General features: G+C 70.0%; 26 protein-coding genes, 1 tRNA gene and 1 pseudogene. 16 read left to right on the plus strand and 12 right to left on the minus strand.

The window, feature by feature from the left end; genetic code table 11:
* On the plus strand, positions 1–643 hold a 643-nt coding region (locus tag ACO2Q0_RS00005), incomplete at its 5' end, for an IS256 family transposase (RefSeq protein WP_423349430.1).
* A gap of 150 nt (positions 644–793) precedes the next feature.
* Here the strand turns inward: ACO2Q0_RS00005 and ACO2Q0_RS00010 are convergent.
* The 5 genes and pseudogenes from ACO2Q0_RS00010 to ACO2Q0_RS00030 all read right to left on the minus strand — a co-directional run bounded on the left by ACO2Q0_RS00010 (position 794) and on the right by ACO2Q0_RS00030 (position 5384).
* Positions 794–1021, minus strand: coding sequence for a hypothetical protein (locus ACO2Q0_RS00010; protein WP_423349431.1), 228 nt, complete (start codon positions 1019–1021; stop codon positions 794–796).
* Between the two features lie 537 nt (positions 1022–1558).
* Positions 1559–3493 (minus strand): IS21-like element helper ATPase IstB, encoded by a 1935-nt coding sequence (gene istB / locus ACO2Q0_RS00015; protein WP_423349432.1) that lies wholly within the window; start codon positions 3491–3493, stop codon positions 1559–1561.
* A gap of 25 nt (positions 3494–3518) precedes the next feature.
* Positions 3519–3734 (minus strand): annotated as a pseudogene (locus ACO2Q0_RS00020) (transposase); the annotation flags it as partial.
* 224 nt (positions 3735–3958) lie between these two features.
* Positions 3959–4043 (minus strand) — tRNA-Leu (locus ACO2Q0_RS00025).
* Between the two features lie 69 nt (positions 4044–4112).
* Complete coding sequence (locus ACO2Q0_RS00030) at positions 4113–5384, minus strand: tyrosine-type recombinase/integrase (protein WP_423349433.1); 1272 nt, start codon at positions 5382–5384, stop codon at positions 4113–4115.
* Between the two features lie 276 nt (positions 5385–5660).
* Here ACO2Q0_RS00030 and ACO2Q0_RS00035 point away from each other — a divergent pair, with 276 nt between their 5' ends.
* Positions 5661–6887, plus strand: a complete 1227-nt coding sequence (locus tag ACO2Q0_RS00035; protein WP_423349434.1) for a glycosyltransferase — start codon at positions 5661–5663, stop codon at positions 6885–6887.
* On the opposite strand, the gene ACO2Q0_RS00040 is transcribed toward ACO2Q0_RS00035, so the two are convergent.
* Genes ACO2Q0_RS00040 through ACO2Q0_RS00050 form a run of 3 tightly spaced genes read right to left on the minus strand, consistent with a single transcriptional unit; the run spans position 6884 to position 9115 of the window.
* Positions 6884–7213: a peptidase inhibitor I78 gene (locus ACO2Q0_RS00040; RefSeq protein WP_423349435.1), complete on the minus strand. Its 330-nt coding sequence runs from the start codon at positions 7211–7213 to the stop codon at positions 6884–6886. The genes ACO2Q0_RS00035 and ACO2Q0_RS00040 overlap by 4 nt on opposite strands.
* A complete protein-coding gene (locus tag ACO2Q0_RS00045) occupies positions 7210–7656 on the minus strand; it encodes a DNA polymerase III subunit chi (protein WP_423349436.1) in 447 nt (148 codons plus the stop codon). The genes ACO2Q0_RS00040 and ACO2Q0_RS00045 overlap by 4 nt, the downstream gene beginning before the upstream one ends.
* A gap of 7 nt (positions 7657–7663) precedes the next feature.
* Complete coding sequence (locus ACO2Q0_RS00050) at positions 7664–9115, minus strand: leucyl aminopeptidase (RefSeq protein ID WP_423349437.1); 1452 nt, start codon at positions 9113–9115, stop codon at positions 7664–7666.
* A 173-nt stretch (positions 9116–9288) separates the two neighbouring features.
* On the opposite strand from ACO2Q0_RS00050, the gene lptF reads away from it, so the two are divergent.
* The 6 genes from lptF (at position 9289) to rsmA (ending at position 17177) form a co-directional block, all read left to right on the plus strand.
* Positions 9289–10425, plus strand: a complete 1137-nt coding sequence (lptF, locus tag ACO2Q0_RS00055) for an LPS export ABC transporter permease LptF (protein WP_423349438.1) — start codon at positions 9289–9291, stop codon at positions 10423–10425.
* Positions 10422–11525 (plus strand): LptF/LptG family permease, encoded by a 1104-nt coding sequence (locus ACO2Q0_RS00060; RefSeq protein ID WP_423349439.1) that lies wholly within the window; start codon positions 10422–10424, stop codon positions 11523–11525. Before lptF ends, ACO2Q0_RS00060 begins: the two co-directional genes overlap by 4 nt.
* A 79-nt stretch (positions 11526–11604) precedes the next feature.
* Positions 11605–13959 carry an LPS-assembly protein LptD gene (locus tag ACO2Q0_RS00065; protein ID WP_423349440.1) on the plus strand — a complete coding sequence of 785 codons (2355 nt, stop codon included), beginning with the start codon at positions 11605–11607 and terminating at the stop codon, positions 13957–13959.
* Between the two features lie 43 nt (positions 13960–14002).
* Positions 14003–15358 (plus strand): peptidylprolyl isomerase, encoded by a 1356-nt coding sequence (locus ACO2Q0_RS00070; protein WP_423349441.1) that lies wholly within the window; start codon positions 14003–14005, stop codon positions 15356–15358.
* Positions 15355–16353 carry a 4-hydroxythreonine-4-phosphate dehydrogenase PdxA gene (gene pdxA / locus ACO2Q0_RS00075; protein WP_423349442.1) on the plus strand — a complete coding sequence of 333 codons (999 nt, stop codon included), beginning with the start codon at positions 15355–15357 and terminating at the stop codon, positions 16351–16353. Before ACO2Q0_RS00070 ends, pdxA begins: the two co-directional genes overlap by 4 nt.
* Positions 16350–17177 (plus strand): 16S rRNA (adenine(1518)-N(6)/adenine(1519)-N(6))-dimethyltransferase RsmA, encoded by an 828-nt coding sequence (gene rsmA, locus ACO2Q0_RS00080; protein ID WP_423349443.1) that lies wholly within the window; start codon positions 16350–16352, stop codon positions 17175–17177. The genes pdxA and rsmA overlap by 4 nt, the downstream gene beginning before the upstream one ends.
* 9 nt (positions 17178–17186) lie before the next feature.
* On the opposite strand, the gene ACO2Q0_RS00085 is transcribed toward rsmA, so the two are convergent.
* Positions 17187–17324 carry a hypothetical protein gene (locus ACO2Q0_RS00085; RefSeq protein WP_423349444.1) on the minus strand — a complete coding sequence of 46 codons (138 nt, stop codon included), beginning with the start codon at positions 17322–17324 and terminating at the stop codon, positions 17187–17189.
* 73 nt (positions 17325–17397) lie between these two features.
* Here ACO2Q0_RS00085 and ACO2Q0_RS00090 point away from each other — a divergent pair, with 73 nt between their 5' ends.
* The 4 genes from ACO2Q0_RS00090 to ACO2Q0_RS00105 all read left to right on the plus strand — a co-directional run bounded on the left by ACO2Q0_RS00090 (position 17398) and on the right by ACO2Q0_RS00105 (position 20737).
* Positions 17398–18081: a DUF969 domain-containing protein gene (locus ACO2Q0_RS00090; protein WP_423349445.1), complete on the plus strand. Its 684-nt coding sequence runs from the start codon at positions 17398–17400 to the stop codon at positions 18079–18081.
* A complete protein-coding gene (locus ACO2Q0_RS00095; RefSeq protein WP_423349446.1) occupies positions 18078–19028 on the plus strand; it encodes a DUF979 domain-containing protein in 951 nt (316 codons plus the stop codon). Before ACO2Q0_RS00090 ends, ACO2Q0_RS00095 begins: the two co-directional genes overlap by 4 nt.
* Positions 19012–20007, plus strand: coding sequence for a DUF2891 domain-containing protein (locus ACO2Q0_RS00100; RefSeq protein ID WP_423349447.1), 996 nt, complete (start codon positions 19012–19014; stop codon positions 20005–20007). Before ACO2Q0_RS00095 ends, ACO2Q0_RS00100 begins: the two co-directional genes overlap by 17 nt.
* A gap of 283 nt (positions 20008–20290) precedes the next feature.
* Positions 20291–20737 carry a GFA family protein gene (locus ACO2Q0_RS00105; protein ID WP_423349448.1) on the plus strand — a complete coding sequence of 149 codons (447 nt, stop codon included), beginning with the start codon at positions 20291–20293 and terminating at the stop codon, positions 20735–20737.
* A gap of 103 nt (positions 20738–20840) precedes the next feature.
* Here the strand turns inward: ACO2Q0_RS00105 and ACO2Q0_RS00110 are convergent, their stop codons facing one another.
* Positions 20841–21101 (minus strand): hypothetical protein, encoded by a 261-nt coding sequence (locus ACO2Q0_RS00110; RefSeq protein WP_423349449.1) that lies wholly within the window; start codon positions 21099–21101, stop codon positions 20841–20843.
* A gap of 116 nt (positions 21102–21217) precedes the next feature.
* Positions 21218–21715 (minus strand): hypothetical protein, encoded by a 498-nt coding sequence (locus ACO2Q0_RS00115; RefSeq protein ID WP_423349450.1) that lies wholly within the window; start codon positions 21713–21715, stop codon positions 21218–21220.
* Between the two features lie 185 nt (positions 21716–21900).
* On the opposite strand from ACO2Q0_RS00115, the gene ACO2Q0_RS00120 reads away from it, so the two are divergent.
* Both ACO2Q0_RS00120 and ACO2Q0_RS00125 read left to right on the plus strand, forming a co-directional pair.
* On the plus strand, positions 21901–22452 hold the full coding sequence (locus tag ACO2Q0_RS00120; protein ID WP_423349451.1) for a DUF4402 domain-containing protein: 552 nt from the start codon (positions 21901–21903) through the stop codon (positions 22450–22452).
* 4 nt (positions 22453–22456) lie between these two features.
* Complete coding sequence (locus ACO2Q0_RS00125; protein WP_423349452.1) at positions 22457–22786, plus strand: hypothetical protein; 330 nt, start codon at positions 22457–22459, stop codon at positions 22784–22786.
* Here ACO2Q0_RS00125 and ACO2Q0_RS00130 read toward each other — a convergent pair.
* On the minus strand, positions 22783–23532 hold the full coding sequence (locus tag ACO2Q0_RS00130) for a hypothetical protein (RefSeq protein WP_423349453.1): 750 nt from the start codon (positions 23530–23532) through the stop codon (positions 22783–22785). The genes ACO2Q0_RS00125 and ACO2Q0_RS00130 overlap by 4 nt on opposite strands.
* Positions 23533–23742: 210 nt before the next feature.
* On the opposite strand from ACO2Q0_RS00130, the gene ACO2Q0_RS00135 reads away from it, so the two are divergent.
* On the plus strand, positions 23743–24294 hold the full coding sequence (locus ACO2Q0_RS00135; protein WP_423349454.1) for an OmpA family protein: 552 nt from the start codon (positions 23743–23745) through the stop codon (positions 24292–24294).
* Between the two features lie 96 nt (positions 24295–24390).
* Entirely contained in the window at positions 24391–25221 is an 831-nt protein-coding gene (locus ACO2Q0_RS00140) for an aldo/keto reductase (RefSeq protein WP_423349455.1), read from the plus strand.
* Positions 25222–25235 lie beyond the last annotated feature (14 nt).

Raw genomic sequence — 25235 nt, forward strand, 5'->3', positions numbered from 1 at the left:
CGGCCAGTCGGAGGCCGCGCCCTTCTGGATCGACTTCCTGCGCTCGCTCAGCCGGCGCGGCCTGAAGGGGGTGAAGCTGGTGATCTCCGACGCCCACGAGGGCCTGAAGCTGGCCATCGCCCAGGTGCTGGGCGCCACCTGGCAGAGGTGCCGCGTGCACACCATGCGCAACCTCCTGGCGCGCGTGCCCAAGGCCCAGCAGTCGCGCGTCGCGACCATGATCCGCGAGGTCTTCGTCCAGCCGACCCAGGAGAAGGCCCGCGAGCTGTGGCGCGCCATCGCCGCCTCCGCCCACAACAGCCTGCCCAAGCTCGCCCAGGCCATGGAGGCGGCCGAGGACGACGTCCTGGCCTACATGACCTTCCCCGCCGCTCACCGTCAGAAGCTGCACAGCACGAACACGCTCGAACGGCTGAACAAGGAGGTGAAGCGCCGGGCCGACGTCGTCGGCATCTTCCCAAATGAGGCCTCGATCATCCGCCTCGTCGGCGCCGTGCTCATGGAGCAGAACGACGAATGGCAGCTGCAGCACCGCTACCTCAGCCTGGAGCCGCTCGCCGATCTCGGCCAGCCCCCCGACGAGGATCAGATCCTGCTTGTTCCACCCGCCGCAGGGCCCATACTTACACCGCGCTCGGCCTGAGACGTCACACCGCCAGGCCAGCCCAATTTCCACCACTCAGGTGGACGTGACCGGGGGCGGCGCAGGGGTCTGCGGCGTCACGCGTCGGAGCCCCGCTTGGTCAGCGGTCCGAGCTTTCGCCGACCGGCCGAGGACAGTCCTGGCGGGCGGTCAGACCCGATCATGATCGCTGCGGCGCAAGCTGGTGCGATGGCGCCGGGCGATTGGCAGGCGCGCCGCCTGGTCCTTGTCCCGCATGGCGGTCCTGTCCCACTCGGCCGCCAGCCAAAGCAGATACTCCCTCTGTGCGGGATCGACGGCTTGCGCGCGCAACCGGAGTTCGGCCGCGCGCTCGGCGGGCGTGCGACGAATTGGGACGTTCGGAGCAGCGGAAAGCACGGTTGCAGGATAACAGCAAGCCCGTCGTGGGGCCAGGGGATGCTGCCGTCGTGGGCGCGGCGCACCGCGCTTCCGCGGGCATCAATCGGCCTCGGAGCGCTGCCGCTCGCACGACGAATTTCCACGGCCTCCTTGGACGCCACGGCAGTCGTCGTCGCTGCGAAGGCCCTTGCTCGGAGAGACTCGTCATTGCCATGTTACCAACACGGCCGCCCGCCACCGAGGCGCGCCCGCCCCCTGGGGCGTCCCGGAACTGAACGGCGCCGGACAGACGGCGGTGAACGAGAACAGATATGCGGATCAAGATGGACAAGCTCCCCAACGCATGGGTCGAACTCAATGACCGTGTCATCATCGCCCGGGTGAGGGGCGAGGCCACCGAGGAGCTTCTCGCCGAGGTGCAAGCCAAGGTGCTACTCCTGATGGAAGACACCCGCGTTCACCGGATTCTCTATGATACGCTTGAGATGAATTCTCCCACGGTCGAACTCACGCTTGTTCAACAGCAATATAGCGAAAAGATTCACGCCCTGGGGGTCAGGGTCGCGATCCTCGTTCCAACCACAAGGATCGCATATCTCGCCCGCATTGCGTTCGGGCAGGGCGACCACCGTGTCTTCTACAACGATATCGCGGGCGCGCTTCAGTGGCTCGTGGAGGACGGTTCTGCCTGAGATCCCAGCAGTCGCTTCGATGAGGTCCCCGCGATCGCGGCCGCCTCTCCGCGATCCCGCGTATCCGCTCGCCGCTTCTGCATCGCGGGCGTCGCCCCGCTCCTCGTGAGCGAACTCGCGACGAGCGCCAGACGCGTCGCTGAGCATGCGAACCGCCCTGCGCTTCGCCATGCTTCGGAACTGGTGTCGCCCAGGATCGATGTCGCGGCGACCTCCATTCCATGGAGAAGCACCGAAGCGGATCGCCGATGAGCTCGTGCCAGCGGTCGATCGGGACCTGCGTGGTGATGATCGCCGCGCCGCAGCCGTAGCGCTCCTCAAGGATCTCCAGGAGGTCGTGGCGGGCCTGGGCGTTCAGGGGCTCGAGGCCCCAGTCGTCGATGATCAGCAGTTTGACGCCGCCCAGGGCGCGCATGACGCGGGGATAGCGGCCATCGGCCTTGGCCAGGGCGAGGTCCGCGAAGAGCTTCGACGCCCGCTTGTAGAGGACGGAGCGGTTGTTGCGGCAGGCCTGATGGCCGATGGCGCAGGCGAGCCAGCTCTTGCCCACGCCCGTGGGGCCGCTGAGGATCAGGTTCTCGGCGCGGTCGATCCAGCCGGTCTGCAGCAGGCTCATCACGAGCGCTCGGTCCAGCCCCCTCGCGGCGCGCCAGTCGATGTCCTCCGGCGCCGCCGGGTGGCGCAGATGCGCGTAGCGCAGCCGCGCCTGCAGCCGGCGGTCCTGCCGATGCGAGTTCTCGGATTCCAGGATCAGGCCCAGCCATTCGGCGTGGGATAGCGCGGCCGCCTCGGGGTTCTGGGTCAGCTCGGCGAAGGCCTTGGCCGCGCCGCGTAGGCCGAGCTCCTGCAGGCGTTCGACGGTGGGATGGGTGAGCATGAGTGTCTCTCCTTCAGTGGTAATAGGTGGAGCCGCGGATGTTGGCGTGATGGATGGGTGCGGCCTCCTCGGCGTCGGCGGCGAGAGGCCGCCGGTCCAGGCCATGGTCGAGGATCGAGCGGATCGAGCCGTAGCTGCGGGCGCCGATCTCGAGCGCCCGCGCGCAGGCGCGCTCCAGCCGCTCGCGCCGAAGGGGCGCGCCAGGCCCACCACGCCCTGGCAGGCGCGCAATCCGAGGAGCGGGTGGCGTTTAGCCTCGAAGATCAGCTGCACGGCGAGGGCCGTGGCCGGGCCGATCGCTTCGGCCTGACGGCGCACGCTCTCGATGGTCCAGCCGGCGTAGGCGCGATGCGCCTCCGGCATGTGGGCCATGTCGGTCGTGTGCTTGCCGCAGCCGCCCTCGCGGACATGGGCGGCGATCCGCTCGCCCTTGTGGAAGATCTCCACCGTGCGCGTCGTGGCGCGCACCTCCACCTGCTCGCGAACGAAGCGGTGCGCGACGGAGAAATAATCGCCGTCGACGTCGACATGGTAGTCGAGCGCCACCCGGCGGATCTTCCACTCCGCATAGACGTAGGGCTCGGCCGGTAACGGCTTGAGCACGGCCTTCTCCACCTGTTCGAAGAGATCTCGCCGGGAGACGCCGAGCTTCTTCATCAGCCGCGCATTCAGCGTCGCCGTCAGCTCGAAGATCGCCTGGTTCAGCTCGGCCAGCGAGGTGAAGCGCCGGTTGCGGAGCCGCGCCAGGATCCAGCGCTGCACGACCTGGACGCCGACCTCGGCCTTGGCCTTGTCCTTCGGCCGGCGGACCCGCGTGTTGAGGGCGGCCATGCCGTAATGGTCGCAGAACTCGGCGTAGGTGCGCTGCACCGCCGGCTCGCAGATCAGCGCCTTGGCGATCGTCGCCTTGGCGTTGTCCAACACGCTGAGCTGCGGCGCGCCGCCGATCCGCCACCAGCCGCTTCAACTTGGCGTTCTCCTCCTCCAGCGGCTTCAGCCGCCGGATATCCACGCCGCCCATGCCGGCGAATTGCTTCTTCCACCGGTAGAACGTCCCGCCGGAGATGCCCGGCCTGCGGCAGATCTCCTCCACCGAGGTCCCCCCGTCTGCCTGGCGCAAGGCGAAGGCGATCTGCTCGTCCGAGTACCGTTTCCGCTTCATGGCATCCCCCTCCTGCAGGGATCAGGATGCTCGAAAAATCGCGTCCACACCGGACCAGAATTCCGGGTCAGGACCACCAGGCCTCCGCAGCGCAGGTTCGTGCCATCGACGTTCGATCCATCAACGCACCCTGTTCGGGAAGGATACTCGCCGTTCGGCTCGGCCCGTCAGGTGAGTTGCGCCGTTCGGCGCGATCTGGCGCCGCCGTTCGGCGTCGCGGAGCCTGGTGCGGGCGGAGGGACTCGAACCCCCATGCCGTAAAGCGCTCGGACCTAAACCGAGTGCGTCTACCAATTCCGCCACGCCCGCAATGGGGGCAGGTGTATATCCGGCCCGCCGCCGACAACAAGGTCAGTGGTGCGCCTGCGGCGCGCTTTGCTACCTGGGCGCGCTTCGTCGCGCCGCTTTTCGCGCTGCCTTCGGCCGCATGACGTTGATGGCGGAGGCGTCGATGCGGTCCTTGATGTGGGCGGCGTAGAACTGCTCGATCATCTGCACGCTGGTGCGGCAGTTGTTGGCGATCTGGTGGATGTTCGCCCCCTCCATGAGACGCATGGAGATGTAGGTGTGCCGCAGGCTGTAGGCTGTCCGGCGGCGCCCATCGCGGTCGAACTTGAGGTTCTCCTCCTCAAGGATCTTGTTGAAGAGGTCGCGGCTGTAGTCCGGGAAGACCTTCATGGTCGGCAGGAGGCGGGCGATCTCCTCGGCCGACTTGCCTTCATCCTTGAGCTTCTGTTCCCGCCGCGCCCGCAGCGTCTCGAACGGATAAACGGCGTTTGGCATGCTCTTGCAGTAGCCGACGCCGGTCTTTCCGCGCACGTCGATCACGAGGATGGTGTCCTTGGTCACGTAGTCGTCCTCGATGGATACGTCCCGGAATTCCAGGCCCCAGGCTTCGTCGGGGCGAAGGCCGGTGTTGGCCATGATCAGGACGAAATCGTGCAGGTCCTCGTAGCGGCCTTTCCATCCTGGCCGCTTTCCCTCCCTGATCCGGCGGCGGGTCGCCTGATAGAGGCGGGTGTACTCCTCATGGGAGAACCAGGCCCGCCGACCCTTCTTGCCCTGGGTCATGTAAGGCGTGGAGAGGCTGGGGACGTAGGGAATCCAGCCGAGCCCTTCGGCGTGCTTCAGCACCTGCCGGATGAGGACGATCTCCTGGAGCATGGTGCTGCGGGCCGGCGGCTTTCCGGGTGTGTCCGGCGCGCCGTCCTTCCCCTTGATGGTGGTCTTGGCGATCGTCTCCTCGGCGCGCTGGACGCGGTAGCGCTGCACGAGCCCCTTGTTGATCGCCGAGAGCGGCTTGTCCTTGAAGAACGGCAGGACGTGGGCGTTCATCCGCAGCTCCAGCATCTCAACGTAGGAGGGGCTGCGTACGCTGGCCGCGAGGACGCGGACCTCGCGCAGGTAGGCCTGGGCGGCTTCGCCGAAGGTCTTCTCCTTGGGCGCCAGTGGCCCAAGGCGCCCAGTACGGAGCTTGCCGCGGAGGTCGAGATACCATTCCTCGGCCACGTCCTTGGCGCGGTCCAGGGCCATTTCGCCGGTCGTCTGGCGGAAGCGCTGGCCGCCGACGCGGGCGGCGGCTTGCCACGGGCCGGCCGGGGAGCGGCGATAAATCTGTACGCGGCCGTCGAACAGGGTGTGCGTGGTCATGGCTTTCGCCTTTCGGGCTTCGGCTTGTATCCAACGTGTCCGCGGTGCGTCCGATCCTAGGGCGAAGTTTAGTTTTTGTAAGCAGTTGAAGATGTTAGAGGAATCTGGCGTGACTGCTGGACGCACTGGATTTAGGTTCCAGCGCCGCGAGGCGTGGAGGTTCGACTCCTCTCATCCGCACCACCCTTGGCGGAGGCTGCCCTCCGAAGCCTCGTGCGAAGGAGGGCTGCCGCCGTCCGACGTGACAACCGCCCCTCGCCCCGGCAAAACGGCGCCATGTCGGAAGGCGTCCTCTTCGTCCACAACAACTTCCCCGCCCAGTTCGCGGATCTGGCCCGGAGCCTGGTGGCCCGCGGCGTGCCGTGCTGGGCGATCGGCCAGGCCCATGCGCCGGGCGTGACGGGCGTGCGGCTGGCCCGCTACGGCCTGTCACGCGGCACGACGCCCGGCATCTACGAGCCTGCGGTCCGGGCCGAGGCCGACCTCATCCGCGCCGCCGACGCCTATCGTGCGGCCAGGGCGCTGAAGGAGGAAGGCTGCGATCCGGCGGTGATCGTGGGCCATCCCGGCTGGGGCGAGACCCTGCACCTGGCCGACATCTTCCCGGACGCCCGCCAGGTGATGTTCGCCGAGTTCTTCTACCACGGCCGCGGCTTCGACGTCGGCTTCGACCCGGAGTTCGGCCAACCCGACGACAAGGACGTCCAGCGGGTCAACGCCAAGGGCCTGTCGATGGCCTACGCCTACGCACACGCCGACGCGATCGTCACTCCGACCCCGTTCCAGGCCTCCAGTCTGCCGCGCGCGTTCCGGGACCGCGCCCTTGTCCTGCACGAAGGCGTGGACGTCGCGGCGATCCGGCCCGCCCCGCCCGAGCCGTTCGACCTGCCGGACGGCCGGGTGCTCCAGCCAGGGACGCCGGTGATCACCCACGTGAACCGCAGCCTGGAGCCCGCCCGCGGCATCCACACCTTCGCCCGCGCCCTGCCCCGCCTCATGGCCGAAGTCCCCGACGCCCACGTGCTGGTGATCGGTCAGGAGAAGACCAAGGGCTACGGCGCGGAGGCGCCGGACGGCGGCAGCTGGAAGGCCTGGGCGTTCCGCGACCTGGCCACAGACCCGCAGCGGCTCCACTTCCTCGGCAAGGTCCCGCACGAGCGGATGCACGCGGCGCTGCGCCTCGGGGCGGCCCACGTCTACTACACCATCCCCTTCGTGCTCTCCTGGTCCCTGGCGGAGGCGATGGCGCTGGGCTGCTACGTGATCGGCTCCGACACCGCGCCGGTTCGGGACGCCATCCAGGACGGCGTGAACGGCCGGCTGTTGCCCTTCACCGATCACGAGGCCCTGGCGGGCGCGCTGATCGCCGCCTGCCGCGACCCGCAGGCTTCCGCCCCGCTCCGGAAAGCCGCCCGGGCGACGGCCGAGGCCATGTTCGACGGGGCCAAGGGCCGCGCCGCCTGGTTCGACCTGCTGCGCGGGCTGGGGGTGCGGATCCCCTAGCCGCACCGCACCTCTTTGATGATCCCCGTCTCGGCGTCGAAGAGGAAGTTCAGCCGGTTCGGATTGGAGTCCTGCGTCACCGGACAGGTCGTGCAGGCCACCCGCTGCAGCTCGGGCTTGAGCGGCACGGGGATCTCGGTCCTGGGTCGGCCCACCAGATGCTGCACCGCCTGGGCGCCACAGGCGTCGGGCGCGGGGGCCGGCGTCGCCACGGGCGCGGGCGCAGGCGGCGGAGCGGGCTGCGGCGCGGGCTCCGGCTCCGGCGTGGCGCAGCCCGCAAGAGCCAGGATCGCGGCCATCAGGCCCAGACGGATCTCACGCTTCATGCCTGCTTCTCCCAGCCTCTCGCCTGCTGCTTCCAGTACGACACCGAAAGCCCCTGCCCCTTGGCGGCGCTCCACTGCCGGCGCGCCAGCGCGAGCTGGTCCGGATCGCCGCCGTCGAACAACACGACGCAGCGCTGGTAGCCATCCAGCTCCCCCGGCTCGGCTCCGTCCACGAGGAACAGAGCGTCGGCGCCGTTCGGATTGTCGAACTCGGTGGTCAGCAGGATCGGCTGGCGCCCCGCCGCGGCGTCGCCCGCCGGGGCGTGCGGCAGGAAGCTGTCGTCCCGATAGCTCCAGAGCCAGCCGTCCAGATGCTCGATCCGCTCCGGTGCGCCCGAGCGGACGATGGCCTTCCAGCCCCGCTGAAGGGTCTTCTCCAGCAGCTCCGGCAAGGCCTGGTCCAGCCCCGTCCGCTCCAGATGATAGAACCAGACCTCCGCCACGACCGCCTCAGCCCTCGTACTTCTCCTGCACCATCCGGTTCAGCAGCCGCACGCCGAAGCCGGTCGCGCCGTCGGGAATGGTGGGAACCGACGAGGGCTTCTTCCAGGCGGTCGACGCGATATCGAGGTGCGCCCACGGCAGGCCGTTGACGAACCGCTGGATGAACAGCGCCGCGGTGATCGACCCGCCCGGACGGCCTCCGGTGTTCTTCATGTCGGCGATCATCGAGTCGATCTGCTTGTCGTACTGCGGGGGCAGCGGCATCCGCCACAGCGGCTCGCCTTCGAGGCCGGAGGCCGCAAGCAGGTTGCCCGCCAGCTCGTCGTTGTTCGAGAACAGGCCGGCGTAGTCGTTGCCCAGGCTGATGATGATCGCGCCCGTCAGGGTCGCGAGGTCGACCATGAATTTCGGCTTGAAGCGGTCCTGGCAGTACCAGACCGCATCGGCCAGCACGAGGCGGCCCTCGGCGTCGGTGTTGATCACCTCGATCGTCTGGCCCGACATCGAGGTCACCACGTCGCCCGGGCGCTGGGCGTTGCCGTCAGGCATGTTCTCGACGAGGCCCAGGATGCCCACGGCGTTCACCTTGGCCTTGCGGCCGGCCAGCACGTGCATCAGGCCCGAGACGGCGGCCGCGCCGCCCATGTCCCACTTCATGTCCTCCATGCCATCGGCCGGCTTGATCGAGATGCCGCCAGTGTCGAAGCACACGCCCTTGCCGATGAAGGCCACCGGCTGGGCGGTCTTGTCGTCGGCCCCGTTCCAGCGGATCACCACGAGCTGGCTCTCGCGCACGCTGCCCTGGCCGACGCCCAGCAGCGAGCCCATGCCCAGCTCGGCCATCTCCGCCTCGCCCAGGATCTCCACCTCAAGCCCAAGGGCCTCCAGCTCCTTCACCCGGCGGGCGAACTCGGCCGGATACAGGATGTTGGCCGGCTCCGAGACCAGGTCTCGGCTGAACGCCACCGCGTCCGCCAGCGCGGCCAGCGGCGGGAAGGCCGCGAGCGCCGCATCGGCCTCCGCCGTCGCGACTTGGGTCTTCACGATCGAGGGCTTCTTCTCCGCCGGCTCCTTGGTCCGGTACTTGTCGAAGCGGTAGGAGGCCAGGCGCACGCCGAGCGCGGCCCGCGCCGCCAGCGCGGCGTCGCCGTTCGGCGTCTCGATGCGCAGCACGTCGAGGCCCGACGTCTTCACCGCCGCATAGGCCGAGGCCGCCGCGTGCTCCGCGCCCAGGGCGTCGAAGGTCTCACGCTTGCCAGCGCCGACCAGCACCAGCCGCGCGGCCTCGGTCCCCGCCGGCGCCAGGATATCCAGCGTCTGGCCCTTGCCGCCGGTGAACCGGCTGCCCGTCGCCGCCTGGGCCAGCGCCCCGTCCAGGGCCTCCCCCTCGAACACGATCCGCGCCAGGGCCGTCCTGGGCGCGACGGCGGCGGAAGCGGCGACGAATTCGATGTCCATGGAAACTCTCTCGTTGTCTTCGACTGTCTTCGTGGGCGGCCGGCCGACCCCCGCAGGCAGCGTCCTGCGGTTGTCTGTCGCGGCGACGCATGATTTAGAACACCTCCGCGGCCGGGGCAGGCCCTAATCTGCGGGCTCGCCGTTTTTCGCCACGGTTTTCCGTCTCCCAGCCAATGCGCCTGATCGACCGATACCTCCTGCGCCAGCTCCTGGGCCCGGTCCTCCTGGCCACCCTGGCGCTGACCGGCGTGGCGCTGCTCAGCCAGACGCTCTCGGGTCTCGACCTGATCGTGAACCAGCGCCAGAGCGCGCTCGTGTTCCTCAAGGTGACGCTGCTGGCCATGCCGCAGCTCATCAACATGGTCCTGCCGATCGCCGTGTTCGTGGCCGCCCTCGTGGCGCTGAACCGCCTGCACACCGAGCAGGAGATCGTGGTCTGCTTCGCCGGCGGCATGAGCCGCTGGCGCGTGATCTCGCCGGCGATGCGGCTGGCCTGCACCGTCGCCTTGATCGCCCTGGTCATGAACCTGTGGGTGCAGCCCGCGGCCTACCGCGAGATGCGGAACGAGCTCTTCCAGATCCGCACCGATCTGGCCTCTACCCTGGTGCGGGAGGGCGAGTTCACCGAGCCGGCTCCGGGGCTCACCGTCTATGCCCAGGGCGTGGACGGCGCTGGCGATCTCGAGAACCTGTTCATCCACCAGGAGAAGGCCGACGGCTCGGCCACCACCTACACCGCCGAGCATGGCCGCGTGGCGCGCAGCCAGGGGCGGCCCGTGCTGGTCATGCGCAACGGCTCCAACCAGGAATTCTCCCGCACCGGCGTCCTGAACTACCTGACCTTCGACGAGTACATCTTCGACCTCTCGGCCCTGGCCAGCGGGGACGAGCTCGTCCACTACAAGCCGTCCGACCGCTATCTGCACGAGCTGTTCTTCCCGGACCTCCAGCAGGACTGGGAGAAGCGCAACCGGCTCGACCTCCTGGCCGAGGGCCATGCCCGCATCGCCACCCCGCTCTATAACATCGCCTTCATGGCCATGGCGCTGTCCGCCATCATCGGGGGCGGCTTCTCGCGCCTCGGCTATGGCCGGCGCATCGCCATCATGGGCGCCGCGGCGGTCTTCGTGCGGATCCTGGGCTTCCAGGTCCAGGCCGCCGCCGAGGACGAGGCGTGGCTCAACGTGCTTCAGTACCTGGTGCCGCTGATCGCCACAGCTGTCGCCTTCCGCAGCATCTTCCGTCAGCGGGTCAGCCGCTACATCGACATCGCCCGCCGGCCGGCCACCATCGCCGGAGCCGCCGCATGACGGGCGTGGGCCGCCTCGAGCGCTACGTGATGGGCCGGCTGATGGGCGGCGTCGGCGCCGCCCTGGCCGTCATCTCGGCGGTCATCCTGCTGATCCAGTTCGTCGAACTCTCCAGCCAGGTCGGCACCCGCGCGGACGTGGGCGCGAGTTCGATCATGGGCCTGACGCTGCTGCGTGCGCCCTCGCTGATCCAGATCCTGCTGCCGTTCTGCTTCCTGTTCGGCGGGATGGGCGCCTTCGTCGGCCTGAACCGCAAGAGCGAACTCGTGGCCATGCGCGCCGCCGGCATCTCGGCCTGGCGCTTCATCCTGCCCTCGGCGGGCCTTGCTGCGGTGCTGGGGCTTCTGGCGGTGGGCCTGCTGAACCCCGTCGCCTCCTCCCTCAACGCCCGCTTCGAGGCCGAGCGCGCCCGCCTGATGGAGAACTACCTCGGCGACCAGCCGCAGGACGTCTGGATCCGCCAGGGCGACGACCGCACCCAGATCGTCATCCACGCCCGCGACCGCGAGACCCGCGCCGGCACCGTGATCCTGCGCGGCGTCTCGGTCTTCGTGTACGAGAAGGACGGTCGCGGCGCGCCCGAGTTCCGCCGCCGGCTGGAGGCCACCGAGGCCCGCCTGATGCCGGGCTTCTGGCAGCTCAGCAACGTCGCCGAGGCCGGCGCGGGCGAGAGCTCGATTCGCTCCGAGAGCCTGTCGATCCGCTCGACCCTCGACGCCGAGGCCGCGATGGAACGCTTCGCCTCGCCCGAGGCGATCGCCTTCTGGCGCCTGCCCGCCGCCATCCGCCTGACCGAGCAGGCCGGGTTCTCCGCCGCCGGCTACCGGCTGCGGCTGCAGCAGCTCCTGGCGACCCCGGTGCTGTTCGCGGCCATGTCGATCCTGGCGGCCGCCTTCTCGCTCCGGCTGGTGCGGCTCGGCGGCCTGGCCGGCCTGGCCGGCGTCGGCGTGGCCCTGGGGTTCGTCATGTTCTTCTTCAACCAGTTCGCCGGCGCGCTGGCCAAGGCCGACATCATCCCGCTGGCCGCGGCCGCCTGGGCGCCGGTTCTCGTCGCGCTGCTCGCAGGCCTGACCCTGCTTTGCTACACCGAAGACGGTTGAATCATTGTCGGGCCGGGCTATGCATCGCGGCTTGGCCAGCTTCGCCGCGCAACGTCGCGAGAGGGGATACGAGAGCGTCATGAGTCCGCGCCGGCTTACGCCGCCACGAGTAGGCAAGCGCGCCCTCCTGGCCGGGGCTGCGATGGCGATCCTGTGCGGGTCGGCCGCCCTTGCGCAAACCGCCGCCGCGCCGGCCCCGGCCGCCGCCCCGGCCCAGGGCCTCATCGGGCGCGATGGCCTTCAGGAGGGCGAGCTCTACATGGAGGCCGATCAGGTCGTCCGCGAGGACAAGATCGGCCGCACGACGGCGGAAGGGAACATCGAGGTCCGCTACAACGGCCGGACGCTCCGGGCCGACCGAATGGTCTACGAGGAAGGCGCCGGCACGATCCGGGCCTCCGGGAACATCGCGATCGTCAACGCCGACGGCTCGTCCGAATTCGCCGACGAGATCCTGCTGGACGACGAGATGCGCGCGGGCGTGGCCCAGGGCTTCGCCGCCCGGCTGCCCGAGAACGTCAAGGTCGCCGCCGCCTCGGCCGTGCGCCGCAACGAGAACATCCAGGAACTGAATCGGGCGATCTACACGCCCTGCGACATCTGCACGAAGGACGGGGCCTACAAGAAGCCCACCTGGTCGATCTCGGCCGACCGCGTGGTCCAGGACAAGAAGCGCAAGACGATCACCTACCGCAACGCCCGCTTCCACGTGCTGGGCGTGCCGGTGCTGTACCTGCCCGTCTTCTGGCACGCCGACCCGCAGGCCGGCCGCTCGTCGGGCTTCCTGCCGCCCAAGGCTTCCGCCTCGGACCGCCGCGGCGCCTCGTACGAGCAGCCCTACTACTGGGCCATCTCGCCCTACTCGGACCTGACCATCAGCCCGCAGTTCAACTCGAAGGTGAACCCCTTCCTGAACCTGCGCGCCCGCAAGCGCTTCTATTCGGGCGAGGTCGACCTGCGGCTGGGCTACACCCGCGAGCGCGACTTCGACGGCAAAGGCAACGAGTTCGGCGAGAAGACCGACCGCAGCTACATCCTCGGCCGCGGGGCCTTCCAGATCAACGAAGACTGGCGCTGGGGCTTCACCGCCGAGCGCGCCTCGGACGACCTCATCTTCGACAAGTACGAGATCGGCAGCGTCTACGAGAGCCGCGGTCCCTACGTGGCCGACGACCGGCGGCTGATCTCCCAGCTCTACGCCGTCCGGCAGGACCAGCGCTCCTATTTCTCGGTCGCGGCCATGAGTATCCAGGGCCTGCGGTCCTCGCTCGACATCGTCGATCCCGTGACCGGCTTCTCGCCCGGCGAGAACGACCGCGTCTTCCCGGTGATCGGCCCGCTGGTCGAGGGCCGTTACGACGTCGGCCGGATGGCCGGCGGCCGGCTGCGGGTCAACACTTCGGCCGTGGTGCTCAGCCGCGAGCAGTCGCCGACGGACCTCTCCGTCCGCCTGCCCGGCCTCGACAGCGCCCGCGTCACCGGCGAGCTGGACTGGCGGCGCGACTTCACGTCCCAGGCGGGCGTCCGCGTCTCGCCGTTCGTCAACGTCCGCGCCGACGCCTATCGCATCCAGGACATCCTCACCGGCGTGGGTTCGGCCACCCGCAAGGACGACATGACCCGGGCGCTCGCCACCGTCGGCGCCGACATCACCTATCCGGTGTTCCGCCGCTTCGGCGACAAGACCGTGGTGCTGGAGCCGGTCGTCCAGGTCCTGGCCTCGCCCAACGCCAAGCAGGTCGTCATCGGGACCGATACGGCGGGCAAGCCCGTCTACCTCAACGAGGACAGCGTCGCCTTCGAGTTCGACGAGACCACCCTCTTCCGGCCCAACAAGTTCCCCGGCTACGACCTCTACGAGGACGGCGTGCGCCTGAACGTGGCTGGCCGGGCCATGGTGCTGTGGGACGACGGCCGCCGCGCCAACCTGCTGGTCGGCCGGTCATTCCGCACCGAGGAGAACCGCGTCTTCCCCGAACGCTCGGGCCTGCGCGGCAAGTCGTCGGACTGGATCGTCTCCGCCGACGCCCAGCCGTTCCGCGGCGTCTCGATGTTCGCCCGGGCCCGTCTGGACAGCGAGAACCTCGACATCCACCGCCTGGAAGCCGGCGCCAACGTCTACAACAAGTACGGCAACGGCTTCGTCCGCTATCTCACCGACGACTTCGACATCAACGGCGACAAGCGCGAGAACCTCGATCTCGGCGGCGAACTCTACCTGGCCAAGGGCTACGGCGTCAGCTTCTACGGCAGCCGCGACCTGAACCAGGACGCCTGGGTGGTCCGCGACGTCGGCGTCTTCTATCGGGACGACTGCATCCGGGTGGATGTGATCTATCGCCGCGAAGACATCATCATCGGCCGTCTGCTACCCAGCGAGACCGTCTCGGTGCGCCTAACGCTCGCCACATTGGGCGGCACAGATGGCCGTTAGAACTATGGGCGCTGACCGCCCCCTCAAGGAAACGATCCCGTCCATGAAGTCTCTCGTCTCGGGCCCCCATTCCTTCCCGGGCCTGGCGCGAAGCGCGGCCTTGGCCTGCGCCCTTGCCGCGGCGACTTCGCCGCTCGCCTACGCCCAAGCTCCGCAACCCACGGCCCCGGCCGAGGCTCCGCCGGCGCCGGCCCAGCCCGCGCCGCGCTCGGGCATGTCCGAGTCCGTCGCCGCCGTGGTCAATGACGAGATCATCTCCACCTACGATCTCGGCCAGCGGATGCGCCTGCTGATCGCCACCTCCGGCGTCCAGCCCACCGAGCAGACCCTGCCGCAGTTCCAGCGCGAGGCCCTGGTCAGCCTCGTCGATGAGCGCCTTCAGTTCCAGGAACTGCGCCGCGTCGAGCGCGAGCAGAAGATCGACATCGTCGCCTCCGACGAGGAGGTCGATGCGGAAATCGCCGACATGGCGAAGTCCAACAACATGTCGGCCGAGCAGTTCCTGCAGTTCCTGCGCGCCCGCGAGATCGGCGTCGACACCCTGCGCCAGCAGATCCGCGCCCAGATCTCCTGGGCCCGCTGGATCCGCGGCCGCTACGGCTCGCGCCTGCGTATCGGCGACGACCAGATCTCGGCAACGCTCACCCGGATGCAGGCCGACGCCGCCAAGCCGCAGTACCAGGTCTCGGAAGTGCTCATCGACGCCAACCGCGTCGGCGGCATGCAGCAGGCCATGCAGGGCGCCCAGCAGCTCGTCGCCCAGATGCAGCAGGGCGCGCCCTTCCCGGCCGTCGCGCGGCAGTTCTCGGCCCTGCCCACGGCCGCCGCCGGCGGCGACGCCGGCTGGGTCGGCCAGGGCGAGATGCCGCCCGCGGTCCAGCAGGTCCTGGAGCAGATGCGCCCGGGCCAGCTCTCTCAGCCGATCCAGGTCCGCGACGGCGTCTACATCGTCTACCTGCGCGACAAGCGCTCGGGCGGCGGAGCGACGCTGGTCCACCTGAAGCAGGCCGCCGTCGCCCTGCCCCAGGGCGCCGACGAGGCCGCCGCCCGCGCCAAGCTGGAGCAGCTCCGGCCCCAGATCACCAGCTGCGACGCCCTCGAGGCCGCCGCCGGCAAGGTCGAGGGCGTGGTGGCCAGCGACCTGGGCGAGGCCGAGCTCACCGATCTCGCGCCCCAGTTCAAGGCCGCCGCCGAAGGGCTGCAGGTCGGCCAGGTGTCCGAGCCGATCCGCACCGGCGCGGGTCTCCACCTCGTGGCCGTCTGCGGCCGCCGCACCGCCGGCGGGGCCAACATGGATCGCGACGCCATCGAGAACCGCCTCTACGGCCAGCAGCTCTCGATGATCGCCCGCCGGTACATGCGCGACCTGCGCAACTCGGCCACCATCGAGACGCGGTGAGCGGCCCGCCGCTCGCCCTCACACTCGGCGATCCCGCGGGCGTCGGCCCCGAGATCGTCGCCAAGGCCTGGACCGCGCTGCGTGAGAGCGGCCCCGCGTTCGTCGTGGTGGGCGACGCCCAGGCGCTGGCCTCCGCCCCCGGCGCCGCGCCCGTCCGGGCCGTCCATTCCTCGGACGAGGCGACGCGCATCTTCGCCTCCGCCCTACCCGTCCTCGACCTGCCGCTGAAGGCGCCCGTCGTGGCGGGCCAGCCGTCGGCCGCCGCCGCGCCGGCGATCATCCGCTGGATCGAGACCGCCGTCGGCCTGGCGCTGTCCAGGACCGTCTCCGGCGTCGTCACCGCCCCCATCGCCAAGGCGCCGCTCTACGAGGCGGGCTTCAAGTTCCCCGGTCACACCGAGTTCCTGGGCGAGCTCACCACCCAGGCCGCCTTCGACGGCGCCCGCGGCCCGGTCATGATGCTCACGGCCGCCGACCTGCGCGTCACCCTGGTTACCGTCCACGAGCCGATCGCCCGGGTGCCCGCCGCCCTCTCGGTGGAGAAGATCGTCACCGCCGGCCTGGTGACGGCCCAGGCGCTGCGCCGCGACTTCGGCATCGCCGCCCCGCGTATCGCCGTCGCCGGCCTCAATCCCCACGCCGGCGAGAGCGGCGGCATCGGCCGCGAGGAGATCGAGATCGTCGACCCCGCTGTCCGGGCGCTCAAGGACCTGGGCGTCGACGCCCGCGGCCCCTACCCCTCCGACAGTCTGTTCCCCGCCGAGATGCGCGCCGGCTACGACGCCGCGCTCTGCATGTTCCACGACCAGGCCCTCATCCCGGTGAAGATGCTGGACTTCTGGGGCGGGGTGAACGTCACCCTGGGCCTGCCCATCGTCCGCACCTCGCCCGACCACGGCACGGCCTTCGACATCGCCGGCCGCGGCATCGCCCGGCCCGACAGCCTGATCGCCGCCATCCGCCTCGCCGCCGACATCGCGGGCCGCCGGGCATGACCCTCGATCAGCTTCCGACGCTGCGTGAGACGCTGGAGGCGCACGGCCTGTGGGCCAAGAAGGCGTTCGGCCAGCACTTCCTCCTCGACCTCAACATCACCCGGAAGATCGCCCGCCTGGCCGAGGTCGGCGACGACGACCACGTGATCGAGGTCGGCCCAGGCCCCGGCGGCCTCACCCGCGCCTTGGTGGAGACCGGCGCCCGCGTCACCGCCATCGAGAAGGACGAACGCTTCCGCCCGCTGCTGGAGGAGCTGGCCGCCGCCTCCGCCGGCCGTCTCACGCTCATCTTCGGCGATGCGCTCACGGCCGACGAGGCCAACATCGCCGGCGGCGAGCCCGCGCACCTCGTCTCCAACCTGCCCTACAACGTCGGCACGCCGCTGCTCATCAAGTGGCTGACCGGTCCGTGGACGCCCGCGTCCCTGACGCTGATGTTCCAGAAGGAGGTCGCCGACCGGATCACCGCGGAGGCCGGCGACGACGCCTACGGCCGCCTCGCGGTCATCGCCCAGGCCACGGCCCACGCCCGGCCCGTGCTGGACGTGCCGGCCCGCGCCTTCACCCCGCCGCCCAAGGTGGAATCCGCCGTCGTCCGTGTGGAGCCCCGCGCCGACCGGCCCGCGCCCGACCGGCTCGACGCCCTGCAGAAGATCACCGCCGCCGCGTTCGGCCAGCGCCGCAAGATGCTGCGCTCCAGCCTGAAGGCGCTGGGCGGCGAAGCCCTGGTCGCCTCGGCCGGGCTCGACCCCGCAGCGCGCGCCGAGGTCATCCCCGTCGAGGGCTTCCTCGCCCTGGCCGACGCCTGGCTGGCGGCGCGGTAGCGCCGGGGTCTAGTCCTCGCCGTCCTCGATCGGCTCGTCGTGCCCCGGCGGGCTCCATGACGGCGGGTCGCTGGCCGGGAAGCTCTCCTCGCCCGCCTCCTCCACCAGGTCGAAGTCCTCGTCGTCAGGGGTCTTGGGTCCGCTCATGGCGCGGAGCCTACGCCGTTGCCGAACCGCCCTCCAGCCGTTCCAATGCGCTTTCGGAATCGGGGGCCCCTGAATGCTGACCCTGCTGGGCGTCGTGGTCGTGGTCGTGGGCTTCGCCGCCCGCCTCAACCCTCTGCTGGTGGTGCTGATCGCCGCCTTCACCACGGGCCTCTTCGCCGGCCTCTCGCCGCTGGAGGTGCTGGCCGCCTTCGGCAAGGCGTTCAACGAGAACAAGTTCATCACCATCGTCTATCTCGTCCTGCCGATGGTGGGCGTGCTGGAACGCGCCGGCCTGCAGGAGCGCTGCCGGACCCTGATCGCCGGCCTGCGCGGCGTCTCGGTGGGCCCGCTGCTGATCGCCTACCTGGCCTTCCGCCAGATCACCTCGGCCATCGGCCTGCACTCCATCGCCGGCCAGGCCCAGAGCATCCGCCCGATCGTCGCCCCCATGGCCGAGGCCGCCGCCGAGACCGCCCAGGGCAGGCCCCTCGATCCCGGCGCCCGCCAGGCCGTCCGCGCCCAGGCCGCCGCCACCGACAACATCGGCCTGTTCTTCGGCGAGGACATCTTCATCGCCATCGGCTCCATCCTGCTGATGGTCGGCATCCTGGCCTCCAGCGGCATCGTCATCGACCCGCTGCACCTGTCGCTGTGGGCCATCCCCACGGCCATCGCCGCCTTCCTGATCCACGCCGCCCGGCTGATCCTCTTCGACCGCCGGCTGAAGGTTCACGCCCGCGGGGGAGACGCCGCATGATCACGCTCTCGGCGGTCTATGTCCTTACAGGCCTGCTGTTCGCCGCCTTCGCGGTGCTCAGCGTCGGCGACCGCGCCAACGCCCGCCGCTTCGGCAATGCGCTGTTCTGGGCGCTCGTGGCGACCAGCTTCCTTGCCGGCGACCGCATCGGCGACCTCGGCAACGGCGTCGTCGTGTTGGGCCTGGCCCTCCTGGCCGGCTTCGGCCTGCTTGGCCGCGGCCAGCCTGCCACCACCTCGCCCGACGAGCGGCGCGCGCTCTCCGACCGCTTCGGCGCCCGCCTCTTCGCGCCGGCCCTGACCCTGCCCCTCGTCGTCGGGCTCGGCGTCTTCCTCCTCAAGCACGTGCAAGTGGGCGGCCAGCCGCTGCTGGACCCCAAGCAGGTGACGCTCATCTCCCTGGCGCTCGCCGCCGTCGCCTCCCTGGGGGTCGCTCTTGTCCTGCTGCGCCAGCCGCCGCTCGCGCCGCTGCAGGAGGGGCGCCGCCTGATGGATACGGTGGGCTGGGCCGCGCTGCTGCCCCAGATGCTCGCGGCCCTCGGCGCCGTCTTCGCGCTCGCCGGCGTCGGCGAACTGATCGGCCAGCTCGTCACCGCCTGGATCCCGCTGGACACGCGCCTCGCCGCCGTCGCCGTCTATTGCCTCGGCATGGCCGCCTTCACGGTCATCATGGGCAACGCCTTCGCGGCCTTCCCCGTGCTCACCGCCGGCGTCGGATTGCCCATACTGATCAACAGGTTCGGCGGAGATCCTGCGGTGATCTGCGCCGTCGGCATGCTGTCGGGCTTCTGCGGCACGCTGATGACCCCGCTGGCCGCCAACTTCAACCTGGTGCCGCCGGCCCTGCTGGAGCTTCCCGACCGCTATTCGGTGATCAAGACCCAGATCCCGACGGCCCTGCCGCTGCTGATCGTCAATGTGGTGCTGATGTATGTCCTCGCGTTCTGAGCTCACCGCCGAACTCGCCTCGTCCTTCGCGCGGATCGCCCTCGGCCACGTCGCCCGCGAGTACCCGAACAAGCTGGACCACGTGCTCGACGGTCCTCAGGACGCCGAGGGGCCGCGTGCGCTGCACCCGATCTATTTCGGCAGCTTCGACTGGCACTCCTGCGTCCACGGCTACTGGACCCTCGCCACGATCCTGCGCCTCTTCCCGGACATCCCGGAGGCGCCGGCCATCCGCGCCCGGTTCGACGCCGCCTTCACGCCGCAGAACGTGGCCGCCGAGGTCGCCTACCTCGCCCGCCCCTCCGCCCGGGGCTTCGAGCGTCCCTACGGCTGGGGATGGCTGCTCAAGCTCCAGGCCGAGCTCCTCGCCCACGACGGGCCTTGGGCTGGCGTCCACCAGCCGCTCGCCGACGCCTTCGCCCAACGCTTCTTTGATTTCCTGCCCAAGGCCGCCTACCCGATCCGCACCGGCGTCCACTCCTCGACCAGCTTCGCCCTGGCCATGGCGACCGACTACGCGCGTCGCCGCGATCCGGCGCTCCTGGCCCTGTTCGCCGAAAAGGTCCGCGCGTGGCACCTCGCCGACCGCGACGCCCAGGCCTGGGAGCCGTCCCTCGACGAGTTCCTCTCCGCGACGCTCACGACCGCCGAGTGCCTGCGTCGCCTGCTGCCGCCCGACGAGTTCTCCGCCTGGTTCGCCGCCTACCTCCCGGGGATCGCCGATGGGCGGCCGGCCACCCTGTTTACCCCGGCGACCGTCACCGACCGCACCGACGGCAAGATCGTCCACCTGGACGGCCTGAACCTCTCCCGCGCCTGGTGCTGGCGTTCGCTCGCCTCCACGCTCTCAGGCCCGGCCCGCGCCGCCGCCGAGGCCGCCGCCGACCGCCACCTCGCCGCCAGCCTCCCCCACGTCGCCGGCGACTACATGGGCGAACACTGGCTCGCCTCCTTCGCCCTCCTGGCGCTGACGGCCTAGCCCCCCCACCGTCATCCCCGGGCTCGTCCCGGGATCCAGACACGCCGACCTTTGGCGCAGGCCCGCAGCGTCCGGCCCCCGCATCCGGTGGCCGGGACAAGCCCGGCCGTGACGTTCGGAAGGGCGCCGTTGGTGGTGAAGCTTCGAACTTCCGCCTCGGGTCGAATGCAGAGCCTTAGTCAGCGCCGAAAAGCTGATGTTCCGGCTACTCGCGATGGGACGGGACCGGACGCTGAACATAGCGACCCTACTACGCTTCTCGCCCTGATCGGCCTTCGCTGGGATGACGATCATGCTGCCGCGTAGTGGCGGCCGGCGACGTACTGGAGCATTCTGCTGTTCCATGAATATCCGGACTGCTTCCTGCACCTGTGGCGCACTGACGGTCACCGCGCGCGGTGAGCCGCTGAAGATCAGCGCCTGCCATTGCCATGCCTGCCAGCGTCGTACAGGCAGCGCCTTCAGCGCGGCCGTGTTCTATGATCGAGATCAGGTGACGCTGAACGGAACGTCGAAGACCTTCAGCCGTCCGGGCGACAGCGGTCAGAAGGTAGAGTTTCACTTTTGTCCCGATTGCGGGACGAACATCCTTTGGTACCCGGAGTTTCGACCGCGCTATGCCGGAGTGGCGATTGGATGCTTTGCGGATGCTGGTCCCGGCGGGCCTACCCAAGCCGTCTATGAACACCTGCGCCAACCATGGGTTAGTTTGGCGATCGAGGGCGCCTAGCCAGGCTAGCTGCAGAGGGTGATAGCGAGCGCTGCGCTCTTCCATCCCTCAGCAGACTTCACGAACGCCCGCTATCGACCCAAGGCGGACCTTAGCGCGGGAACTAGCCGCCCCGCCCGCCTAGCACCGCCTGCGCCGCTTCGGTCAGCGTCCAGCGCGAGCGGCACGAGGCCTGCGCCAGGCGGCCGTCCCATCCCACGAACGCCAGCCAGCCGCGTTCGCCGAGGGCGAAGCAGCGCCGCTCCCTCTGGAAACCGACGTCGAGACGTTCGCCGCCTTCGTACAGCACGTTCACCAGTTCGCCGGCCGGCAGGGCCTCGCGCAGCAGTTCCCGATTGGGGGGCGAGAGGTCCTCGACGTTCACGGGCGGTCTCCCCTTGGCCGATGATGCGACGCCTAACGAAAGCGCGCTTCGGAGCCGCGGCAAAGCGGCGCATTAACCAAGCCTGTGGAAAGCCGGGGCCTTGCTCGGGGATAAGGCTACTGGAGCGAAAGGATGACGGGGAACGAGCCCTTGTAGACGCCCGCCGCCGCGCCGGCGTCGACACCAACGGCGCCCTGCACCGCGACCGATCCGCTTGCGCGGGCCCCGTACGTTCCAGGCAGGCTGCTCACGGCGCCGGCGGGGGACAGTTGCAGCAGGACCTCGCCCGCCCCGTCCGTGCGCATCAGCTTAAGCGAAGACGGAATGGCCAGGCTGTAGCTGTCCCCGGCGACGCCGCTCACCTCGTAGCGGCCGCTGACCGCCCTTGCAGTGACGCCGCCGGCACGGGGACGGCTGACGGGGTCCACCGAGATCTCCGCGCCCTTTGCAAGGGCCGGCGGGTCTACGATCGTCACCGAGCCCTGCGTCACCACGGAAGCCTGCGCCTGGGCCCACGCCGGCGTCGCCGCCGAGGCGGTCATCAGCCCGATCGAGGCCGTCGTGGCCAGGAGGTGTTTCGCCGCCGTCATCGCGCCAAGGTAGTCGGTACGCATTAATACGACAATGACGACGCCCGGCGTTCCCCAGAATGGGTTGGCGCCCAGATTGCAAACATGAACGAGCGTCGGTATCAGGCGGCTTCGCTGTAAGTTTTCGGCACAGTTTCCGTCCGTACAACTTTAGCTAAGTCTAAGCGCGCCAGATGCCCGTTTAGATTGCGGTTCTACTGAGGTTAAACGTGGCTCAGGCTCGGAAATTCTTCATCGCGGCCCTTGCGGCGACCGCCGCGGCGGCTGCCGCCTCGGCTGCGCACGCCCAGCACACCGCCAGCGTCCAGACCAATTCGACCGTGACGGTCTTCCGGCCGATCACGCTCACCAAGAACACCGACCTGTCGTTCGGCACCGTCGTGCGTCCGCTGACCGGCTCGGGCACCGTCCTGATCAACAAGGACGACGGCTCGCGCAGCCTTACGGGCAGCGGGGCGCTGCTCAACACCGGCAACCCGAACAGCCAGGCGGCCCCCGGCCGGGCGACCTACACCGTGAACGGCGAAGGCGGCCAGACCTTCTCGATCACCGTGCCGCCCACGTTCAACATGACCCGCACCGGCGGCAGCGAGAACATCCAGGTGGTCCTCACGCCCTCCGCGACCACGGGCCTGCTCAGCAACGCGCTGGGCCAGGCGGGCTCGGCCACCTTCGGCGTCGGCGGATCGATCATCGTCGACACCAATTCGGCCGGCGGCGCCTATACGGGTTCCTTCACCACCACGGTCGCCTACAACTAGGGCCATGGCCCGTCTCAGCCCCCTCCTCGCCCTCGCCGCCCTCGCCCTGGGCGGCTGCGCCACCGAGTTCGAGGGCGAGAAGCCGTCGTCCCTCTACGGCCAGCCCACCGATGCGGCCGTGGCGCTCTACGGGCCCTGGGACGAGGCGCTCACCCTGGAGGGGCGACGCTACTACCTCTGGCGGCGCAGCATCGAAACGGAGGATGGGGTCCGCTTCTGCGAGCTGCGGCTCGAGATCACCTCCCGCAATCTCATCGCCCGGCGGCTGATGCAGGGCTACCCGGGCGCCTGCGAACTCTTCATGGCCCGCTTCGTCCCGGCCAAGAACAGCTAGCCGCCGCGCCGGCGGGCCTCGAGCAGGTCGGTCCAGCGCCAGCTTCCGCCGCCGAGCGCCACGCGCGAACCGTCGGCCATCGAGATCAGCACCAGGCCGCGCATCGCCTCGTTCCGGCAGGCCTCGGGCGCGAACGCCACTTCCATCGAGATCGCCTGGCGCACGCCCGCCAGGCCCTTGCCCTCCTGGCCTGGATTGCGCACCCACTCGCCGTTCCAGATCAGCAGCGCCCGGCGTCCCGCGTTGGCGCTCCGGTGCGCGGCGCCGATCGCCGACCGCACCTGCGCGTCCTTGCGCAGCGCCGTCTGCAGGCGCTCGACCATGTCGCAGCCGCCGCCGGCCCCGTCTCCCGTCCCGCTGCCCGTGCCGCCCCCCGACCCCGAACCGGCCGTGCGGGCGCCGGCAAGCTGGGCCTCGCCGACCGTCGCGACCGGAGGCGGATCGGGCGCCGGCGTCTCGGTCACCGCCACGCGCAGCGGCTGCACCGTCGGCGGCGGGGTCAGGGCTGGGCGGGCGCGCGCCTTCGGCGGCGGGGTGGGCGACGGCGCGGGCGTGGGCGACGTGGCCGGGGTTCCGCCCGCGGGGTCCGGCGCCGTCGGCTCCGGCGGCGGAGGCGGCTTCGGCGGCGGCTGGACGAGGCTCACGACGATGGGGTCGAACTCGCGCGGGACCGGCGCGTCGCCCTGGCTCGCGATCAGCACGAACGGAATCGCCGCGTGCGCCGCCAGGCTCAGCGCGATCGCCACGCCGCGACGTCGTCGGCCGGCGGACCGGGTCGTCGTCCGTCCTCCCATCGCCCAAGGCTCGCCCGCGCTTTCGTCAGGATCGTGGCGGCGCTTACGGTCAAGCTGCCCCGTTCTCGCCACGGTCGCGTCATGGCGACGCCACGGCCCCAACTGCACCTTGGCTGCGGCGAAGCGCCTTGGGGTGGGGCCTTGGCTAGAAGGAAAAGAGACTTGAAAGACGGGAAGCTTAGGGTTGCCGCCATCAGCGGCGCGCTGATTTTTGCAGGGATCGCGGCCAGCGGCTGCGCCAGCCATCGGTTCGTCCGCGACCAGGTGGCGGTGGTCGACACTCGCGTCACCACGGTGGAAGGCACGGCGGGAGAGGCCTTGGCCCGGGCCAACGCGGCCCACAAGCTGGCCGAGGGCAAGTTCCTCTACCAGGTGGTCCTCTCAGACGACTCCGTGAAGTTCCCCACGGACGTCCATTCTCTGTCGCCTGAGGCCGAGGCGCGGCTCAACGAGTTCGCCGAACGCCTGAAGACCGAGAACCGCAACGTGTACCTGGAGATCCAGGGTCACACCGACGCCTCGGGCCCGGAGGCCTATAATGACCAGCTCGGCGAGGCCCGCGCCGAGGCGGTCCGCAAGTACCTCGCCAAGCAGGGCGTGGCGCTGAACCGGATGGCGACCATCTCCTACGGCGAGGAAGCCCCGGTGGCGCCGAACGACACGCCGGACGGCCGGTCGCAGAACCGCCGCGTGGCGATCGTCGTCCTGAGCTAGGCGGTGCGAGGCGGCGGCTCCGCATCCGGCGGAGCCGCCCCCTTGCCTTCCGCCGCGGGCGACCTAGGTGAGGCTCCCCCATCCGTGGAGCCCCCCATGACCGAGCAGCCGCTTGTCGCCCTGAACGACGGAAACGCCATCCCGCAGGTGGGGCTGGGCGTCTGGCAGACGCCGAACGACGTCGCCGTCGAGGCGGTGAAGACCGCGCTCGAGGCCGGCTATCGGCACGTCGACACCGCCGCCATCTACGGCAACGAGGATGGCGTGGGCGAAGGCCTGCGCGCCGGCGGCGTCCCGCCCGGCGAGGTGTTCGTCACCACCAAGGTCTGGAACGAGGACCAGGGCTACGACGAGGCCCTGCGCGCCGCCCAGGCCAGCCTGAAGCGTCTCGGCCTGGAGCAGGTCGACCTGCTGCTGATCCACTGGCCCTCGCCCTGGCGCGGCAAGTACCTCGAGACCTGGAAGGCGCTGGTCCAGGCGCAGAAGGACGGCCTCGCCCGCTCCATCGGCGTCTCCAACTTCGAGCCCGAGCACCTGGAGCGCATCGTCGGCGAGACGGGCGTGGTCCCCGTGCTCAACCAGATCGAGCTGCACCCGCGCTTCCAGCAGAAGGCGGCCCGCGCGGCCAACGCCGCCCACGGCGTGCGAACCGAATCCTGGAGCCCGCTGGGCCAGGGCCGCCTGCTCACCGACCCGGTGATCGCCAATGTCGCCCGCAAGCACGGGGTCACCCCGGCCCAGGCGATCATCCGCTGGCACGTCGACAACGACCTGATCGTCATCCCCAAGTCGGTGACGCCCAGCCGCATCCGCGAGAACTTCGAGGTGTTCGGCTTCCGGCTGGACGCCGACGACCTCGCCGCCATCGCCGCCCTGGACGATCCCGAGGGCCGTATCGGCGCCCATCCGCTGCACGCGAAGTTCTAGCGCGGCGGACCCCG

The sequence above is a fragment of the Phenylobacterium sp. VNQ135 genome (genome assembly GCF_049445735.1).
In the GTDB taxonomy this organism is placed as follows: Bacteria; Pseudomonadota; Alphaproteobacteria; order Caulobacterales; family Caulobacteraceae; genus Phenylobacterium.